The following is an 18,264-nucleotide window of genomic DNA, read 5'->3' on the forward strand; positions in this document are numbered from 1 at the left end:
ATTGAATTTAGATTTCTATCTTCAAATTTTTGTCTGAATTAAAGTATTTAATCCATTTTATTTACAATATGTAAATATTTTTACTTTTATATCCCTTAAGTTATAATCAACTGAATAATATCAATAAATATTTAACAATTATTAATAATTATATGAGCCAGCAAGTCAACCATATCTCTCAATTGCAACAAGCAGAAATATTATTACCTAGCTTGAGTATAAAATTGGCATCGACAGACTGTGTAAATGAAGTCAAACTAAACACAGAAAATGTCAATGTTTTGCTAATCGACGACCAAAAAATAATTGGTGAGGCAATCAATAGAATTATTGCTAACGAAGCGGATATTATTTTTAATTACCTCAGCGACTCAACTCAAGCGATTCAAAAAGCGATCGCTATTGAGCCAACGGTGATTCTTTTAGATTTGATCATGCCAGACATGGATGGCTTAATGCTGCTGCGTTGGTTTCGTTCTCATCCTTCAACTCGTGATATTCCCATCATCATGTTATCGAGTAAAGAAGAAGCAAAACTCAAAGCAGAAGCCTTTGCTGAGGGAGCAAATGACTACTTAATTAAATTACCTGATGCCATTGAGTTAATTGCCCGCATCCGCTATCATTCCAAGGCTTACAATAATCTCAAAGCACTCTCAACTGCAACTGCAACTGCCAAACTACAAGCACAGGAACTAGAACATACTGTACGCAAATTGCAAACAACTCAAGTGCAATTAATTCAAACCGAAAAAATGTCTAGTTTGGGCAGAATGGTTGCAGGATTAGCCCACGAAATAAATAATCCCATTAATTTCATTCATGGTAATTTTAATTATCTCCACGAACATATTAACACTCTTTTACATTTGATAGAATTTTACCAAAAAGAGTATCCAGAAGCGCAAAAAATAATTTCAGATGAGATTGGCGAAATCGACCTGAATTTTATCATAGATGATTTTCAAAAAATTATTTTATCTATGAGATTAGGAACTCATAGAATTCAGGAAATTATGGTTTCTTTAAAAAACTTTTCTCGCCTCGATCAATCTGATAAAAAAGCTGTAGATATTCATGAGGGAATTGAAAGTACGCTATTTCTGCTCAATCATCGTCTCAAGCAAAAAATAGAAGTAATTAAACAATATGCTAATCTTCCGCTAGTAGAATGTTATCCAGCACAATTAAATCAAGTATTCATCAATGTTATTAATAATGCAATAGATACTTTATTAGAAAACTCAAATCATCAAAATCAAAAACAAATTATTATTAGAACTGAAGTAACCGATTTAGGAACTATCAAAGTTAAAATTATAGATAATGGCTCTGGTATTGCTCCAGAGATACAAACTAAAATATTCGATCCTTTTTTTACAACTAAACCTGTTAATAAAGGTACAGGTTTAGGTTTAGCAATTAGCTATCAAATTATTGAAAAACATCATGGCAGTATTTACGTAAAGTCTCAACCTGGTGATGGGGCAGAATTTATCATCGAAATTCCAGTTAGAGTCACTAGTTAATAGCGAAGGTATCGTTTCCTACGCCCTTATACAGTTTCTTTTTGAAGTCCAAGATGCGGTATTCTTCTGTCAAGTTGAAAGCCCACACTTTACCGTTAGGGAGCGTGTGGGTATACAACCATAGATTCATTTTTACAAGCGCTGTAGCAAATTCAAGCCGTGGGTATCAGTACCGCAGGTATTGAAAAGAAGATATTCATCAGCCAATTTTTGCACTTGTTGTGATTCTACAGCGCTGGGTTTCCAAGGATTGGGGTTATTGTAGGCATAAAAAGCTTCCACGCCATCAATACCCTTTTCGGCCGCAGCTGGAATTAAATCAAAATGCGATCGCTTGTAACGCGCAGGATGAGCTAAAACTGCCAATCCCCCAGCTTGATGAATAGCAGCGATCGCGTTATGTGCTTGATATTCTTTACCTGTAGTCGGCCTTCTTTGCAAATAGGGTTTGATACTAGGGTGTTCTAGGTCGAAAGCGTAACCCAAAATGTGAACTTCTATGTCTAAAAGGTTGGCATTGATTTCCACACCGCTCCACAATATAGGAGTGCTTGCGCCAGGATTATTCCACTTCCAATCCTCTAACCAAGCTTGTGCTGCTTGATAGCCGCCAATACCATGATGATCGGTAATCGCTAGCCCTTTTAGCCCAATAGCGATCGCCTGTTCCATCAATGTACTCGGCTGCAACCTGCCGTCCGAATGGACGGTGTGCATGTGAAAGTTGAATAACGTCGGACAACTATGTGCATCAATGTTCTGGAATACTTGCCTCAACAGTTCTCTGGAAGCAGTAGTGCGGGCCAAATTTACAACCATAACCCCTCTAGAAAAAAATATATATTCCTAACACACTAAAACGCCACACCTACACATGAGAAATACTCACAACTGTAAATTAGTGCTAACAGCTAATTTCTCAGCTTTATTAGCAAATTTTTCGATATGTTAAGACTACGTTAGCAAATCTCAACGTCAGTAGTCATGATTAGTTTGAATTCCCTCAAAAATTAGTAGGTAATAAATATTGCATCTTAATTTTGAGCGTATGCTTAAACAAGCTGTACTAAGTACCTTATACAGTAATTCATCAGTAGAGAAAGTAACTCTAATAACCTAAACAAAAATTTTATTCTTTGTATAAAAAATATCTATCACAATGGTAATCCCACTAATTCTCCTGAACCTGTAATGACTTCACCGATGGCAAAAGCTGGAATTTCATTTGAGTGAAAGTGGCTGATTGTCTGCTCAACTTCATCAGGTGACACTAGCAATACAAATCCAATTCCCATATTGAATGTGTTGTACATGGCTTGGGGACTGACTTCTCCTACTTCAGCTAGCCACTGAAATACAGGGGGAACATTCCAACTGCTGTTATCAATTTTTATTGCTTGACCTTCTCCCAAACATCTAGGCAAATTTTCTGGCAAACCACCACCTGTGATGTGAGCCATACCATGAATTGACAAACCTGCTTTGAGTGCTGTTAAAACTGGTTTGACATAAATGCGCGTGGGTTTGAGAAAAGTTTCGCTGATAGTTTCACCGCTTAACAATTCTGGAGTATCGCTCCAAGCAAAGTTGCCATCATTAACAATCTTTCGTACTAAACTAAAACCATTACTGTGTACGCCTGTACTAGCAAGGGCGATCGCTACATCTCCGACTTTTACTTGAGAGCCGTTCAACATCTGGCTTTTTTCGACAATTCCCACACAAAACCCAGCCAAATCGTACTCACCCACTTGGTAGAAACCGGGCATTTCTGCCGTTTCTCCCCCCAATAAAGCGCAACCAGCTTGCTTGCATCCAGAAGCGATACCCGCAACCACATCAGTTAATTGCTCTTTGTCCAACTTCCCGGTTGCGACATAATCTAAAAAAAACAGCGGTTCTGCACCAGATGTCAGCACATCATTAACGCACATCGCCACCAAATCAATCCCGACAGTATCATGGCGGTTGAGAATGTGGGCGATTTTCAGCTTTGTTCCCACACCATCTGTTCCAGAAACCAAAACAGGTTCCTTAAAACCCCCTGGTAGTTGAAAGCATCCACCGAAGCCACCTAATCCACCAATTACCTCCGGTCTGAAAGTACTGTGAACCAAGTTGCGAATTTGATTTACAAAGCCTCGACCAGCCTCAACATCAACTCCTGCATCCCGATAATCCATTCCTGACTACACCCTTATGAATTTAAGTTAGAAATCAGAAATTACCAAAATTCCTAACTCTTGTACAGACGCGATTCATCGCGTCTCTTTAAAATACCTCATCTTCAATACCCTGCCACCATTCCCCCAAATTCATCAAGTCTTGGAAAATATCTTCCAATTCTTTGTTGTAAGCATCGTCTGTTAACGTAGCTCGACGCTCTTGCAATTTTTTGAGACGCAATTGAACCAATAGCCAAGGTTTAGTAATGCTATTCGTTGCCTCGATATATTGTGCTAATTCTTTACTATCCATATATTTTAAAATCTTACTATTTTTAAGATACAGGAGGCAGCACTCTTCTAGATCCTGTAAAAACTCGCTCTGTGAAGGGATTGGGGACTAGTAGTCTGGCAAGACAACTTGGCGGGGTAAAGGAAAAGGGGGAAGGGGGAAACGTTTTTTATCCCTTACCCTTTTCCCTTTAACCTTTCCCCAGCCCTCACCCAGCATTTTTGGCTTGGCAGACCGCTTGGGACTGGGAATTAGGGAAGAGTTTTCCCAATACCCAGTCTCCAGGTTTACGGAGTTGCAAGGAAGTTAGCAGGGGGAGTGCTACGACCATTACGACCAACAGCTGGGATTTCCGTCAAGGCATCTGTCGCTTTTCCGGTACCGTCGTTGGTGACGGAGATTTCGTTTCCTGGATGTCCATTGGGGATAAACAACTGCGGATGATCGAAGGGTGCTTTTTCGTAACGAACTCGATTGTCAGTTAGCGACTTCAAGAAAGCCACAAGTGCCTCTTTGTTTTCGTCGCTCAGATTCAACACAGGAAGGCGGGGTACATTTGCATTGTCGTCCCCAGCGCCGCGACTGTAGAAATCGACCACTTGCCGCAGGGTCAACATTCCACCATTGTGCATATAGGGGGCAGTGAGTTCCACATTGCGGAGCGTAGGAGCTTTAAAAAGTCCATCTGCTTCCACAGGGCCAGGTGTAATATTAGGTGCTTCACCAAAGACCTCCTGGAATTTTCCTTGTTGAGCTAAACGTGCTTCGGATAAGGGTCGCGATACAGGTAGCCCATCATCAGCCCCCAGACCCAGGTCTTCAAGCTCTGGTCTGACCCCAATCTTGAAGAAACCCGTGTCTTCGATAGGATTTCCCGGCGCTGGTGAGCGTGTGAGTCGCCCACTGTTCTGGACATTTCTCACTGAAGCAGCAGTGAATTCTGCTCCGCTATGACAAAATATACAAGCATTGGCGGGGTTCTCAAAAATAGCTTTACCCTGTTGCTGCTGGGGAGTTAGGGCGTTAGTGTTCCCTTCTAAGAACTGGTCAATGGGCGCATTGTTAGATACTAATGTAGACTCATACAGTTGAACCGCTAGCCCGAAGAACAGCGAAAAGTTGTACTCCATTTGCGTATACTCTTCAGTAGTGCTTGAGAGATCTGGCAGCAGTACGACTTTCCGGGTATTACCGTTGGCTTTATCAACCTGGATTAACTGGGTAGATTGCCACCACTCTGGTTTGAAGGCTGCTTGGATCATTTGGCTGTAAGTCAGCGTCGTCAGACCCTTTTGAGGTGCTCTGCTGTACTGACCTAGTACACTGTCATCGGGATGGACAATCTGCTTTCCAAGGGGTCTTAAGGGAAGTAACTGTTGAGCGAGTTCTCTAGGAAGAAGCAGCTTCTTGCTCTTGACAACATCGAATATCTTGTCGAGCAACCCAAACCCAAATTTGTCACCAATCTCCTCAAACGTGCGCCCATCTGCCGACATCTCAAACGAACTGAGTGGCGGCCCCACTGCTTGGGAAGCTAGAGATGCATTTTTAAGTTGAACGGTGAGTGGTTGTAGTGGACTTAAGATGCTTGATGCTTTATAGACCTTGGCATTGGGGTCTCTCGTGCCAAAGGGATTAACCCCATTGAAAACGTTCTGTGCGCGTCCGTCCCAAAAGTTGCGGAAGTTGAACGCCGCATTAATCACAGTTGGCGTGTTGCGCGGCTCCACACGACGGGTTTCGATACCTCCCACATTGAATACCGGATCGTCCACAGGAATACCAGGATCGTTATTAACAAACTTGGAATTAAAAACTCCTTGGGAGGAGGCGACATCATTACTGTCCGAGAGAATGGCAGAAAAACGGTTATTTGGGTCTGCCAGTTTGTGGAATGGGTAATCTTCTGGCTTGAGTGTGGAGTTTGGCTGACCGATGCTGAAAGTATTATCGGGATTCGGAGTTTTATCTGCATTCACTCGCAAAATCCCTGGACTAAGCTGGTTTTTAGCTCTGTTATCCGCACCGGCATGGAAGTGGCAACTGGCACAGGAGGTGATGCCATCACTACCAACTTGCATATCCCAAAAAAAAGCCTTTCCCAAAGCGATCGCTGCAGTTTTATTCTTAACGAATTCTCCGAGATTGTCCGGTTCTGGAACCGTCACCGTCTTTAGGGAAGCTATCGTTGGGGGCGATACTTGCGCTGATACAGTATGTCCCGCTAAAACGGCGATCGCAACCAATAGTGCGATCGTGGTAGCGCTTTTGATTTTCCTAGATAACCTTGATACCAGATTGGTAAGTCTGGCTAGCGCACCAGCCACATAAGTGGCTCCAAATTGGATTTTCCTCATGTTTTACTATGAAGGTTAATTTTATCAAGAGTTGAAGCATTACTACTCCACTCTCAAATCTGAAATTTTGTTGTATTTTCTTACACACAAATTTTAAAATATCAGCTTTTTTATACTAAAGTAAGTAGGTAAGAATAAATCAAACTATGTTACAAAATATAAAAACTTAATTTGGCTTATATTGAGGGTTTTAGCCCTATTTTTTGACTAAAATAATCAATGCCAACCTTCAATTATTTACACCCACTTTCTCATAGCAATTAAATTTGGAAATGTCCGATTATACCCAAGTAATACATGTATATATAACGCCGGGAACCTTCAGTAGTCGCTACCACGAAATGAGAAACAGGGAAAAATAAATAACGAATAAAGCCGTACTAATTTTTGTTACACAAATCAAAAAGAAATCCTATATAGCCTTTCCTTGTCTGCTCAGGTACAAATCTCTGCGTAGCTCTGCGCTTTACTCAGCGTCCCTGGAGCATTTCAAAATATTATCTGTACCTCAGTTAACCGGGAATCGGTATAGTCTCTTTTTAATAGAGAAAAAATCCTCAAATCATGGAATTGTCCTTTCCAAAATGCATATTCTCTTAAAAGCCCTTCCTCCACAAATTGCAAATTCCCTAACAATTTGATAGAGGCAGTATTCTCTGGTATAACAAATGCTTCAATGCGATTCAGATCCAACTTGTGAAAACCCCAGTGAATGATAGCTCTTAAGGCTTCTGTCATTATGCCCTTTTTCCAATATTTTCTTGCAAGTTCGTAGCCAATTTCTGCCTGGAAACAGTTTTTAATGCTATAACCACAGGAACCAATAATTACATTATCTTCTTTTTTAGCTATTCCCCAGCGAATACCTTGTTTATTTTTAAATCGCTCTGCACGACGCTCAATTATAAACTGAATTTGCTCTAAACTAGTGAGAGTTTCTAAGTCATGATACTTTGTTACTTCATCATTTGAAAAAATCAGAAAAACTGCTGGTACATCAGCTAGTTTTGTTTCCCGCAAAATTAAATTTTCAGTTGTTAGTTCAGGAAAATTGTTGAAAGCAGTACTGAAGTTTTCCATATTAGTAAATGAGATAGACACAGCTATAGGTGTTATAGATGATTTGTGAAATCTTACATTTAGGCTGTTGACTGTTAACAGCTACCACTAACATTTTTAACAACTCAAATAGGATTGCTATAGTTGATAAGAAAGTTTTTACTCTTGATTTCAGTCTCAGCTTTTTTGGTATCTTTTTCAACTCTGCTCTAAATAGAACTGCTATGTATAAGTAAGTGGACACAATTATTTAGAAGACGCATTTCGACCCTTCTCTACGAGAGGCTTCGCCAACGGCAAGCTCAGGGCATCGCTGCGCTCAATGCTCGAACCTTGAGAAAATGAGGGTTGAGTTTCGACTACGCGGTAATCGAGCGTTCGCGTAGCGTCTCGTAGAGAAGTCGAGATTCAACTTCCGCGAAGTCGAAACCCGGCAACCTCAAGTTAAGTTTAATTTAGTCCTTCTATTTAGCAGTTAACAATCAAAAGTCAACCATCAACATTCAAATACGGTTCGGTTAACGTGTTTATTCCTCGAAGATCTCCCCAACCTCCTTAAAAAGGCTTGCTCATAACCCTCTTTTACCCCCTTAAAAAGGGGGTCGCCGTAGGCGGGGGGATCTTAACCGAACCGTATTGGTCAGCATTCCCCCTCACCCAACAAACCAAAAACAGCCACGACACAAGATCGTGACTGCTGGGAATTTATTGATAACTGTTAAAAGCTACTGTCACAGCCAGTTAAAAATCGGCTGTTGATTAAGCTCTTGCAAGGTTTTCAGCAACGAAGTCCCAGTTGACTAAGTTATCTAGGAAATTCTTAATGAAGGCTGGACGGGCGTTTCTGTAGTCAATATAGTACGCGTGTTCCCAAACATCCAAGGTTAAGAGTGCCTTCTGGCCATGAGCTAGAGGGTTCTCTGCATTTGGTGTTTTAATCACTTTCAGCGTACCGCCATCATCAATTAACCAAGCCCATCCACTGCCGAATTGAGTTGCAGCTGCGTTAGAAAACTCTTCCTTGAATTTGTCGAAGCTACCAAAATCTTTATCAATCTTGGCTGCAAGGTCACCGGTGGGTGCGCCACCACCTGCTGGTTTCAAGGAATTCCAAAAGAAGGTGTGGTTCCAAACTTGGGCTGCGTTGTTAAAGATTCCGGTTTTAGAGGAGTCATTGAAGGAAATTTGGATCACCTCTTCTAGAGACTTATCAGCAAGTTCTGTACCTTCAGTCAACTTGTTGAGGTTATCTACATAGGCTTTGTGATGCTTGCCATAGTGGTACTCGAAAGTTTCAGCTTTCATACCATACGGTTCTAGAGCATTAATGTCGAAAGGTAGGGGGGGCTGTACAAATGCCATTGTGTGAAATCCTCTCTTTAGCGGTTTCCAGGTTTAAGCTATTGCAGAAGCTTAGAAAATTAGCAGCTTTTATTTTTGGCAGTTTTATGTCTTTTATGATGAAACATAAAACTTAACATCGTCATTTTACTACCAAAGTGAAGATAAAAACAAAGTACTCGTCTAATAAGTAAAATAAGTCAAACTGCTAGGGAATAATGGCTATAAATAAAAATGACTAATATTTCATAGCTAAAAGCCAATATTGCAATCTGATTTGAAACACATCAATCGCAAGGCTTATATTTCCGAATTCTCTAATAAGTCACAGACTTTTTTGTTCAGCAATAATTCAGGATTGCTATAACAATTGGTATTAATACGAATTCTCTATGAAGATGGACATAACAAGACCCCCCTGTAGTCCCCCCTTGCCAAGGGGGGACGGCGACAGCCGGGGGGCAAATATATGCAGCTTCACAAACAAACGGTATAAGTAATTAAAAACAGCAATTAAAGCTTTGAAACTTCTACCTTTAGTTAGATGAATTGCTATCTAAATAATCAGTCGAAAGCTAGATGAATTAATTCTTAAAAAAAATTACTGTTTTGAAAAAGTTTTGCATAAAATTAAATTCATCAAAAATAAAACTATTTAATATCTATCTGAATTTTGGCTTTGTGTCTAGGTGTAGGAAATCTACAGTTATGGAGGTAGTACAGGGCATTCCGCTCGTATCAACAAGGTTATTTCATTATCAATAAACTCCAAAAGCACCTCATTAATCTCTGCTTATTGAAAAAGATTTTAGAGATTGCCTTGAAGTTTACAAAATTAAATCAAACAGTAAATGCTGAAGCTGATTTTTTCGTTGATTCTTAACCTTGGTTATGAGAAGTCTAATTTAGATGCGTTTGCCTTAGAGTCTGCCTCCTTACAAAGCATAAAAAGAAACTAATGAAACACTTTACCCTGTTTACTTTCCTGTATCTAGTAGCGGGAGTTTGCCTAAGTGCGATCGCACTTGGGCATCGTGACATCGCTCAAAACCATAAAACAATCCTGCTAGTTAATGCTGGACTGTTATACCTTGTCACTGTCCTCAGTACCTTTCCATTTTGGCGACAAGGCTTTATACGCAAGCAAGAGAGACTGCGCGATAAACCTGCTTGGGATCGAAATTTTTTCAAGATCTCATCTTTGCTCATCATTGGATTGACGCTTTTTATAGCGATCCCTGACTTGGTGAGTCACAACTGGGCGATCGCCTCCATCGCCAGAGCATCTGCCGCGCCACTGCTCATTCTGGGAAGTGTAGAACAACTCTTAGTCAGAAGCCAAATTCGGCAATAATACCAATTACTAGACAGGCAGCATAGAACCAGACAAACGCATCTTTGCTAACTAATCATTAGTAAGCACAAGAGCATAACAGAAGCGGCAGACAAGGTGACAGTAGCAGAGATTGATTAAATGGTTGTTCTCCTGTCTCCTTGTCCTGTTCGGTGGCTACCACTCAGATAAACGTTGCTGGTAGTAGTTAACGATTTGTGCTGTGACTTGAGACACGTCTAAACCGTCTGTTTGCAGTTCGATCGCATCTGCCGCTTTTTGCAAAGGAGAAATTTTACGCGTACTATCTTTGGTGTCACGTTCGGCAATGTCGCGTTCGAGTTGTTCTAAACTCACTTGGGGTTGACCAAGTTTTTGAAAATCTTGCTGGCGGCGACGTGCGCGTTCGCTAACAGAAGCGGTTAAGAAAATTTTCACTTCGGCATCGGGGAACACATGAGTACCAATGTCCCGGCCTTCAGCTACTAAACCGCCTTTTTTACCCCAGCTTTGCTGTTGTTTAACCAGTGCTTGACGTACAGCGCTTTGTGCTGCGATCGCGGATACTTGAGAGGTGACCTCAACCGTGCGAATTTCTTGGGTAACATCAATACCGTTAATCCAAACCCGCACGGGAAATTGTAAATCCTGGGTGGGAGTAAGTTGAATTTGACATCGGCTAGCTAATTCGGCGATCGCACACTCATCATTAATCGCAATACCCTTTTGCAATACCAACCAAGTCACAGCGCGGTACATTGCTCCTGAATCTAAATACACTAAATTCAGCTTTGCTGCTACTTGACGCGCCACTGTAGATTTTCCAGCACCGGCTGGGCCATCAATGGCGATGATGGGTTGACGATCGCGCAAAATAATATTATCAATCAAGCGTGTAGAACCCAAACGTGCTGCGATCGCCAGCATTCCTTCCTCCTGAACTTTATCTAATGACATCAACGTAGTCGGTTCAACCAATTCAATATATTCCACTAAAAGCGTGCTGACCATTGTCAGTTCTTGCTGTATTATTGCTATCAACTTGCTGCCATTACGAAGTCCTTGGCGAAACGCAGCTTCAGCTTTTAGCAAGCCGCGATACAGCACCGCTGCTTGCTCTTTTTCTGTTGCAGTCAAATAATGATTGCGAGAACTCAAGGCAAGACCCGATGCTTCCCGTACTGTTGGACAAGCAACAATCTCCACTGGCAAATTTAAATCAGCTACTAGCCGCTTAATAATTGCCAGTTGCTGACCATCCTTTTGACCGAAGTAGGCTCGGTCAGGCTGTACCAAGTTGAAAAGCTTGGTCACAATCGTAGCGACACCCTGAAAGTGACCCAGCCGAGAACGACCACACAAGCCTGTTATCATAGCAGATGGGGGGATAACTTGTGTAACCTTTGATTCTTGTATACTTTTCTGGGGTACCGTCATCTCTTCCGGAGTCGGCGCAAAAATCGCATCTACCCCAAATTGTTCGCAAAGCTGTTGGTCTTGCTCTAAAGTCCGCGGATAACGTTCGTAATCCTCATTAGGGCCAAATTGCAAGGGATTGACGAAAATACTGACAATCACCGTGGAATTTTCTTGCCGCGCCCGTTGAATCAAGCTTAAATGACCTTGATGCAAATTCCCCATTGTCGGCACCAGACCGACTGCCGTCTGATGCCAGCCACTCGTTTCATCTAGTGCCATTTCTGGAACCGCAATCAGCTTGTTTTCCAAGCAGCGTTTAGTTAAATAGCAGCGTAAAGCCGCAACTGTCGTCAACAGGCGCACAAAAATACCCCTAGTTCTCTCATCCCTCCCCCGTTAGTTTATATCTGAAATAGAGGAGATGGTTGAACTAGAGGAATTTAGTATGGGCATTGGGCAAACAGGGCATGGGGAAAGGGAAAGGGGTAAGGGGAAAAGGGTAAAGGAATAAATTTAATCTTTCCCCTTTTCCCTTTAACCTTTCCCCTTGCCCCAGGCCCCAGCCCCTTTATCTTCCCAAAACTTCAACATGCACTGGTGCAACACCACTACCCATCATTCCTAAAATTCGAGCAGCACCAGCGGACAAGTCAATGATTCGACCCCGAATGTAGGGGCCTCGGTCATTAATCCGCACCACTACAGAACGACCATTGCGGGTGTTGGTCACGCGAACTTGTGTGCCAAAGGGTAGGCTACGGTGGGCTGCGGTCATTCCTTCTGGGTTGAATCTCTGGCCGCTAGCAGTACGATTGCCGGAACCGTCATAGCCGTAATAAGAAGCTATGCCTCTGAAGGCAGCTCGGACTCCGCCGACGGCAATCTCCTGCGGTAGCTTGCGTATTGATACTGGCTGACGCGCTGGCATGTTTGCAACCTCGCTTAAGGGCGATGCATTGCCTAGTAGTCTCCGCAAACGATTGGTTGCTTGCAATGCATCTTGCGCCAGATTGTTGGTGGTATCTGCTAGCCGCGTACCTTGATTGATTTCTACTAATTCTTCGCCGTTAACTTTGATTGTATAGCGATCGCCAGATCCCGGTTCTACAGGGAGACTCTTACCTTGGGGAAGATTTGCAACTTTAGATTCCCCGCCTGCTTTCCAACTTACGGTAATCTTGCTCGCGTCTATATTTTCCCGGTTTAACTGGTTAATTTTAGCTGCTATTACTCCAGCTATCTCAACCGGATCGTTGTCAACAGAATTAATCTGATTATTTGCTCCGGCTACATTTCCAACACTCGCCGTTTTTGGTGAGTTGCTAGCAATAAGGGCGTATGATTGTACGCCCTCTGTTTCGTTTATTGCACCAACTTTTTTAGTCTCAACACTTGTATCTGATACAGAACTCAAAAAGGTGAGAACGGGAATATTTTTGATATAAAGAGTTGCCGCCTTACGTCCTCCAATGTTGTAAGGATGAATTTGTGTAATCACAGCATCCGAGGTTTGCTCCCCTGCTCCTGATTTGTACTCTCCCACTTTCACCACATCAGATGCAGGCGATTTTGGGGCAGCTAGCGCATTTCCCTTGGTGGTTTGAGTACAACCAATTGAAGGTATTCCCAAAACAGTCAGAGACAGAGCAACAATTGTCCAGAAATGTCTTTGATTCATGCGTCCAATTTTAAAGCGACTGTAGAACTTAAGAGAACTTAAGTCTTATAATTTTTGGGATTTTTACGTAGTAAATACGTGAATTCCCTTGCTAAAAACTCGAATTCGTTCCGCTTTCACTTTGTATTTTGTAACTGCAACAGACTAGCATGAACCTTTTAGCTTGGGGATCAGGGTTTTACCGTAATTCTTGACAACTTTACCCAAAACAAATTGGTATTTTCACCGCGAAACCTTGCTTGAATGCGGATTTTGACTATGTAACGTTTTTTTCGGCAAGCCAAAATTTTCTTAACAAAACTTTACATTTTTTGGGAGCGAAACTCATAGCACCTTGTCGGCATAAGTTTCTAAGGCTCACAATCATGTGTGTATTCTATATGACATTATTTTGTACGGTTTTCTTTAGATAGTTAATATAACTTTAATTAAATGGCATCGGCACAAATACTCAAAAATTCTTATTTTATTAAATCTTTAGATTTTCTTATAAATACTCTGTAATGGGAGTTAGAGATAAAATCACCGTCCAAATCAGTGGAAGTTGATTATCTTTTTTTTGAAGTATTTTCTAGCTAAATTAACCACGATTTGTATTATTCATAACTAGGTTAGATTTAGTAATTTATATAACTTGCTATACCAGTATTACTGTGTATAAAAAAAAGAATAGTACGCAAGCGAAATTTTTTTATGATTAATCATAAAAAAATTGGAAAAGCTTGCCGATCGCTTCTAGGTAATTTTTATAATGTAATAAAAATTACATTGAATATTTTTATATCTAAGTATGGTTCGACAATAGGGAGTACGCAATGGGCAGTAGAGAAAGATTAATTGCCTCTACCTTAAGGTATACATTATTTTTTCACGCAATCAGCTTGAATTGCTATATGTGTGGCAAGTTTTTCGTAAAATGCTATCAGCTTCGTAGCAAACCAAGTAAATTCAGGAGATTTAGAAATAGACTCGTCATCATTATTAACTGTTCTCAACGACTTGCATTCCCAGTACAAGTCATTGGGCGAGGGTGCAGTAGCCAAGTACATTCCGGAACTAGCAAAAGTAAACCCAGACTTGTTTAGTATTTGCATTGCTACCGTAGATGGTCAAGTTCATAAAGTTGGGGACTGGGAGCAGTTCTTTACGATTCAGTCGATCTCCAAAGTATTTGCTTATGGACTTGCTTTAGAAGATCGTGGGCGGGATTATATGTTGACGAGAGTTGGCGTCGAACCGACGGGGGATGCATTCAACGCGATTATTTTGGATGAGCAATCGAAGCGGCCTTATAACCCAATGGTAAACGCTGGAGCGATCGCCACCACTAGCTTAATCAAAGGATCTGGCGCCACCGAACGTCTGAATCGGATGCTGGAGATGTTCCAGCGATATATTGGCCGCGATGTGTTCGTTGACATATCAGTTTTTACCTCAGAACGGAGTACCGGACATCGCAACCGCGCAATGGCACACTTAATGCTCAACTTTGGGATGATAGACCCCAACATTGAAGAAGCATTGGATCTTTATTTTCAGCAGTGTGCTGTGCTGGTGAATTGCCAAGACTTAGCAGTGATGGCGGCGACTCTGGCCAATAGAGGTGTTAACCCCATTACCAAAGAACGAGCAGTAGATAAGCCTTACATCAAAGATATTTTGAGCGTGATGTACACCTGTGGAATGTACAACTTTGCAGGTGAGTGGGCTTACAAAATTGGTATTCCGGCGAAAAGTGGAATTTGTGGCGGAATTATTGCCGTTGTACCAAATAAAATGGGCATTGGAGTTTTTTCGCCACCGTTGGATGTACGGGGTAATAGCGTGCGCGGGGTAAAAGTGTGCGAAGAACTTTCCCAAAGATTGGGTTTACATTTATTTGACTGTTCAAATGAAGAGGCAAAATTTGAGTAAATTAGAAAAACTAAAAAATAAACTTACCAGCGTTAAGCGTTTAGCTTGGAAACCAATTGTTCGAGAAGGCGATGGAGGTTTAACTGCATCAAAGTTTGGTGGTAAACCTTGGCTAAATGCCGATGAAGAATGGCCTATTTGTCCAAACTGTGGTAAGCCGATGCAGTTATTTTTACAACTTAATCTAGATGAGCTTCCGCAAAACTTAAACACTAAATTTGGCAGTGGAATACTTCAATTCTTCTACTGCACAAATGAAATTATAGTAGAGCATGATACTGGATTGTTTGGAAGAACAGTTGAAGAATGCGAAACTTTAATGATGAACTTACCTCATGATATGCCAATCAAAGGAAGAATTGGCAAATATGTAGATTGGGAAGGGGATATTGGAAAGGTAAAAATTTTAGCTTGCGAACAAGATTGTGTTAGTGATTGTGAAGGCTGGTCTCCATTTTCCAGATGTCAACTTGTGAGAATTGTCAAGCAAAAAAATTATCATACATTTTTTGATATTCCAGAAATAGGAAATTTGTTTGAACCTAAGTTAATTGTTGGATGGGAAGAAGTAAATGACTATCCTAATTGGATAGAAATTGATGACTTGGAAATTAGGCTAGATGAAGATGAAAAAGATTTTTTAGATGAAATTTTAATGGAAGAACTTCATCAAGGTGGCGATAAATTAGCAGGTTGGGCTGATTGGGTACAATATCCTGAATATCCAAATTGCCCAATTTGTAACCATCCAATGAATCAATTTGTATTTCAGCTTGAGTCAGATGATAATATTCCATATATGTGGGGTGATGGAGGAGCAGGCTATATTGTCCAGTGCTCACAGCATCAAGAAATAGTAGCTTTTTTCTGGCAATGTGCTTAAAGATTTTGAATCAAGAGCTAAAGAGAATTAGTTTCATAAAAAAGCACAGCGATAGCTGCTAAGTAAGCGGACACAATTATTTAGAAGACGCATTTCGACCCTTCTCTACGAGAGGCTTCGCCAACGGCAAGCTCAGGGCATCGCTGCGCTCAATGCTCGAACCTTGAGAAAATGAGGGTTGAGTTTCGACTACGCGGAAGTTGAGCGTAGTCGAAACTCAACTTCCGCGAAGTCGAAACCCGCCAACCTCAAGTTAGGTTTAATTTAGTCCTTCTACTTATAAATAGTAAATAAATTATTGAGAAATAAAAAATTTAACCCGATCGCCTTTTACTAAATTATCTTTTTAATCATAGCTATTTGAACTTATCTATTACTGCTTGCAGGTACTTTTTAGAGGCGGCTTCTGCTTGAGAACGGATAATCAATGGGGTTTTTAATTCAGCGCGAAGCTGGCAGTAAAAGCTAATGGTATATTGGAGCGATCGCGCAATTTCTTGGGCATCGTGTTTAGCAGGAATAGTCTCGCGAAAATCGCTCACCAAAGATGGAATTTCCTTTTCCAGATTCCTCACACCGCGTGGAAGCAGTCCAGCTTGGACTTTGGCTAATGGCGCTAGGACTTGTCCGCGCAGAAAAGAAAGAAAATCAATGAGTTCAAAAAGTTCGCCTCTTCCTAATTTCATTGCACCGTAGTGTACCCACACCCAGAAACGGTCTTCAATCCACTGTTGGTCTACGGGTGGATAGTTTCGCGGGTTTTCACAAACAGCCAAGCTTAGTAAATTTCCTCGCTCCCAAAGAACGATAGGATTTTCTATGCGGTTTGTTTGGAAATGTTCTAAAAGCAAAAACTTCAAATCGACGTGTACGAGAGGTTCGTCATAGAGACAGATTAACAATCTGGGTTCGCCGACGTGTTCGCCAGTAAAAGCAGCCAGCAGTTTTCCCAGCTTGCTGGCTAAAAGCTGACGTTCCTGTAAAACTTGTTGATAATGAGCATCATCGACAACGATAATTAGATCGAGGTCAGAATACTCATCCATTTCTCCAGTTAAATAGGAACCAGCGATCGCTACACCTAGCAAACGTTCATCCGTTTTTAAGTTTGCCAGAATTTGCTCTAGTAGTTCTCGTTGTGGTTCGGGAACAGCCATATTAACTCCAATTTAGCGATCGCAAAACAGAGTATGGGAGACAAGGAAGTGTGGGGAGTGTGGGGAGTGTGGGGGGATGGGGGGGGAAAGACGAAATGGAGGAGTGTGGGGAGTGTGGGGAGTGTGGGGGGAAAGACGAAATGGAGGAGTGTGGGGAGTGTGGGGAGTGTGGGGGGAAAGATTTCTTCCCACACCTCCAACACCTCCCACACCTCCCACACCTCCCACACCTCCTGTTTGCCCCAATCCCCACTCACAATTCTTCTGCTTGGGGAAGTGGGAAGATTTCACCATCTAAATAAGCTTGAAAGTGTTTCTGGAAGTACAACCAAGAAGTCATATCTTCACCATCAATAAAGCCTTTTGGCGCTTTTTTATATAAAGGAATACGGTTATTGATTTCGTCTTGGAGGAATGAGGGGAGGTCACTTACACCATTGACTTTGCTGCCAAATGCACTGTAGATCAGTTGACCGGGGCGATCGCCCATTTTCATCCAGGGAAGCCATTGACCAATTCTATCCCAACCCAGTTTCAGTTCAGAAACTGAGTTGAGTGCTGGATTGAATAAATCTGCTGTTGGCACGGTTAATTTAAATAATTCTGCTGCCTGATAAATTGGATGTGGGCTGTATTCGGCAAACTTGGGATCTTCTGCTAAAGGATTGGGGTAATAGGGGAATATATCAAAAATGAAGGTTGTACTGTCACCATCTACTTGTGCGGGAAAATTTCCCTTAAATATGCCCTGCACTGGATTATTTGCAACGTGGATAACTGGAACTGTCTCCCCTGTCCAAGGATTTTCCCATTTCCTCAACACTTCCTCTGTTTGTGGATTTAGGTAGTAAGTCAGTTCCCTAGAAGTAAAATCCCAGCTACCTTCTTCTGTGGGAATACACCTGCTAACACTCAAGCCGAATATTTTAAACAAAAGTTGTCTTTTCTCGCCGGGGATCAAAGCGTAAATTTTACCTTTCCAGATTAGAAAAGTGGATTCGCTAGGGTCGAGGGAAGAACGAGTTTTCACCCAGTGCTGCGCTTCAAGTTCTTGGATTTGGGCAACCATCTAAAACATCCTTTGTGTATGGATAACAAAAGGATAAGCGAATTTGTCATTAGGTATTGGGCATTGGG

15 protein-coding genes are annotated in these 18,264 nt (G+C 41.6%); 4 read left to right on the forward strand and 11 right to left on the reverse strand.

Going from position 1 to position 18,264, the window contains the following annotated elements; all coding sequences use genetic code 11:
• The first annotated feature begins 152 nt into the window (after positions 1–152).
• Positions 153–1,529, forward strand: a complete 1,377-nt coding sequence (locus NSTC745_RS26840) for a sensor histidine kinase (RefSeq protein ID WP_445633702.1) — start codon at positions 153–155, stop codon at positions 1,527–1,529.
• 132 nt (positions 1,530–1,661) lie between these two features.
• Here the strand turns inward: NSTC745_RS26840 and NSTC745_RS26845 are convergent, their stop codons facing one another.
• The 6 genes from NSTC745_RS26845 to NSTC745_RS26870 form a co-directional block, all read right to left on the reverse strand.
• Positions 1,662–2,348: a PHP domain-containing protein gene (locus tag NSTC745_RS26845; protein ID WP_445633703.1), complete on the reverse strand. Its 687-nt coding sequence runs from the start codon at positions 2,346–2,348 to the stop codon at positions 1,662–1,664.
• A gap of 335 nt (positions 2,349–2,683) precedes the next feature.
• The gene (gene purM, locus NSTC745_RS26850; protein ID WP_445633704.1) at positions 2,684–3,712 is read right to left on the reverse strand and encodes a phosphoribosylformylglycinamidine cyclo-ligase; all 1,029 of its coding nucleotides are present in this window, start codon (positions 3,710–3,712) and stop codon (positions 2,684–2,686) included.
• Between the two features lie 88 nt (positions 3,713–3,800).
• A complete protein-coding gene (locus tag NSTC745_RS26855) occupies positions 3,801–4,007 on the reverse strand; it encodes a hypothetical protein (RefSeq protein WP_445633705.1) in 207 nt (68 codons plus the stop codon).
• A 266-nt stretch (positions 4,008–4,273) separates the two neighbouring features.
• On the reverse strand, positions 4,274–6,343 hold the full coding sequence (locus NSTC745_RS26860; RefSeq protein ID WP_445633706.1) for a cytochrome-c peroxidase: 2,070 nt from the start codon (positions 6,341–6,343) through the stop codon (positions 4,274–4,276).
• Positions 6,344–6,832: 489 nt separating this feature from the next.
• Positions 6,833–7,363, reverse strand: a complete 531-nt coding sequence (locus NSTC745_RS26865; RefSeq protein WP_445633707.1) for a GNAT family N-acetyltransferase — start codon at positions 7,361–7,363, stop codon at positions 6,833–6,835.
• Between the two features lie 798 nt (positions 7,364–8,161).
• Positions 8,162–8,764 carry a superoxide dismutase gene (locus NSTC745_RS26870; protein ID WP_445633708.1) on the reverse strand — a complete coding sequence of 201 codons (603 nt, stop codon included), beginning with the start codon at positions 8,762–8,764 and terminating at the stop codon, positions 8,162–8,164.
• A gap of 937 nt (positions 8,765–9,701) precedes the next feature.
• Here NSTC745_RS26870 and NSTC745_RS26875 point away from each other — a divergent pair.
• Complete coding sequence (locus NSTC745_RS26875; RefSeq protein ID WP_445633709.1) at positions 9,702–10,097, forward strand: hypothetical protein; 396 nt, start codon at positions 9,702–9,704, stop codon at positions 10,095–10,097.
• A 156-nt stretch (positions 10,098–10,253) separates the two neighbouring features.
• On the opposite strand, the gene NSTC745_RS26880 is transcribed toward NSTC745_RS26875, so the two are convergent.
• A complete protein-coding gene (locus NSTC745_RS26880; protein ID WP_445633710.1) occupies positions 10,254–11,858 on the reverse strand; it encodes a bifunctional pantoate--beta-alanine ligase/(d)CMP kinase in 1,605 nt (534 codons plus the stop codon).
• 205 nt (positions 11,859–12,063) lie between these two features.
• Complete coding sequence (locus tag NSTC745_RS26885; RefSeq protein ID WP_445633711.1) at positions 12,064–13,173, reverse strand: septal ring lytic transglycosylase RlpA family protein; 1,110 nt, start codon at positions 13,171–13,173, stop codon at positions 12,064–12,066.
• Positions 13,174–14,094: 921 nt separating this feature from the next.
• On the opposite strand from NSTC745_RS26885, the gene glsA reads away from it, so the two are divergent.
• Positions 14,095–15,087 (forward strand): glutaminase A, encoded by a 993-nt coding sequence (gene glsA, locus NSTC745_RS26890; RefSeq protein WP_445638696.1) that lies wholly within the window; start codon positions 14,095–14,097, stop codon positions 15,085–15,087.
• The gene (locus tag NSTC745_RS26895) at positions 15,080–15,970 is read left to right on the forward strand and encodes a DUF1963 domain-containing protein (protein WP_445633712.1); all 891 of its coding nucleotides are present in this window, start codon (positions 15,080–15,082) and stop codon (positions 15,968–15,970) included. Before glsA ends, NSTC745_RS26895 begins: the two co-directional genes overlap by 8 nt.
• Positions 15,971–16,326: 356 nt before the next feature.
• Here NSTC745_RS26895 and NSTC745_RS26900 read toward each other — a convergent pair whose 3' ends face one another.
• Genes NSTC745_RS26900 through NSTC745_RS26910 form a run of 3 tightly spaced genes read right to left on the reverse strand, consistent with a single transcriptional unit; the run spans position 16,327 to position 18,196 of the window.
• Entirely contained in the window at positions 16,327–17,127 is an 801-nt protein-coding gene (locus NSTC745_RS26900; protein ID WP_445633713.1) for a nucleotidyltransferase domain-containing protein, read from the reverse strand.
• A 12-nt stretch (positions 17,128–17,139) separates the two neighbouring features.
• Positions 17,140–17,421, reverse strand: a complete 282-nt coding sequence (locus tag NSTC745_RS26905; protein WP_445633714.1) for a hypothetical protein — start codon at positions 17,419–17,421, stop codon at positions 17,140–17,142.
• Complete coding sequence (locus NSTC745_RS26910; protein ID WP_445633715.1) at positions 17,381–18,196, reverse strand: DUF1838 domain-containing protein; 816 nt, start codon at positions 18,194–18,196, stop codon at positions 17,381–17,383. The genes NSTC745_RS26905 and NSTC745_RS26910 overlap by 41 nt, the downstream gene beginning before the upstream one ends.
• Positions 18,197–18,264: the final 68 nt, after the last annotated feature.

This window comes from Nostoc sp. DSM 114161 (assembly GCF_052692665.1).

Bases quoted from the DNA above. Each gene is read 5' to 3' on its own strand.
- NSTC745_RS26905 (WP_445633714.1), bottom strand. From the start codon at position 17,421: ATGGTGAAATCTTCCCACTTCCCCAAGCAGAAGAATTGTGAGTGGGGA.
- NSTC745_RS26910 (WP_445633715.1), bottom strand. From the start codon at position 18,196: ATGGTTGCCCAAATCCAAGAACTTGAAGCGCAGCACTGGGTGAAAACT.
- purM (WP_445633704.1), bottom strand. From the start codon at position 3,712: ATGGATTATCGGGATGCAGGAGTTGATGTTGAGGCTGGTCGAGGCTTT.
- NSTC745_RS26840 (WP_445633702.1), top strand. From the start codon at position 153: ATGAGCCAGCAAGTCAACCATATCTCTCAATTGCAACAAGCAGAAATA.
- NSTC745_RS26870 (WP_445633708.1), bottom strand. From the start codon at position 8,764: ATGGCATTTGTACAGCCCCCCCTACCTTTCGACATTAATGCTCTAGAA.
- NSTC745_RS26900 (WP_445633713.1), bottom strand. From the start codon at position 17,127: ATGGCTGTTCCCGAACCACAACGAGAACTACTAGAGCAAATTCTGGCA.
- NSTC745_RS26875 (WP_445633709.1), top strand. From the start codon at position 9,702: ATGAAACACTTTACCCTGTTTACTTTCCTGTATCTAGTAGCGGGAGTT.
- NSTC745_RS26855 (WP_445633705.1), bottom strand. From the start codon at position 4,007: ATGGATAGTAAAGAATTAGCACAATATATCGAGGCAACGAATAGCATT.
- NSTC745_RS26860 (WP_445633706.1), bottom strand. From the start codon at position 6,343: ATGAGGAAAATCCAATTTGGAGCCACTTATGTGGCTGGTGCGCTAGCC.
- NSTC745_RS26885 (WP_445633711.1), bottom strand. From the start codon at position 13,173: ATGAATCAAAGACATTTCTGGACAATTGTTGCTCTGTCTCTGACTGTT.
- NSTC745_RS26845 (WP_445633703.1), bottom strand. From the start codon at position 2,348: ATGGTTGTAAATTTGGCCCGCACTACTGCTTCCAGAGAACTGTTGAGG.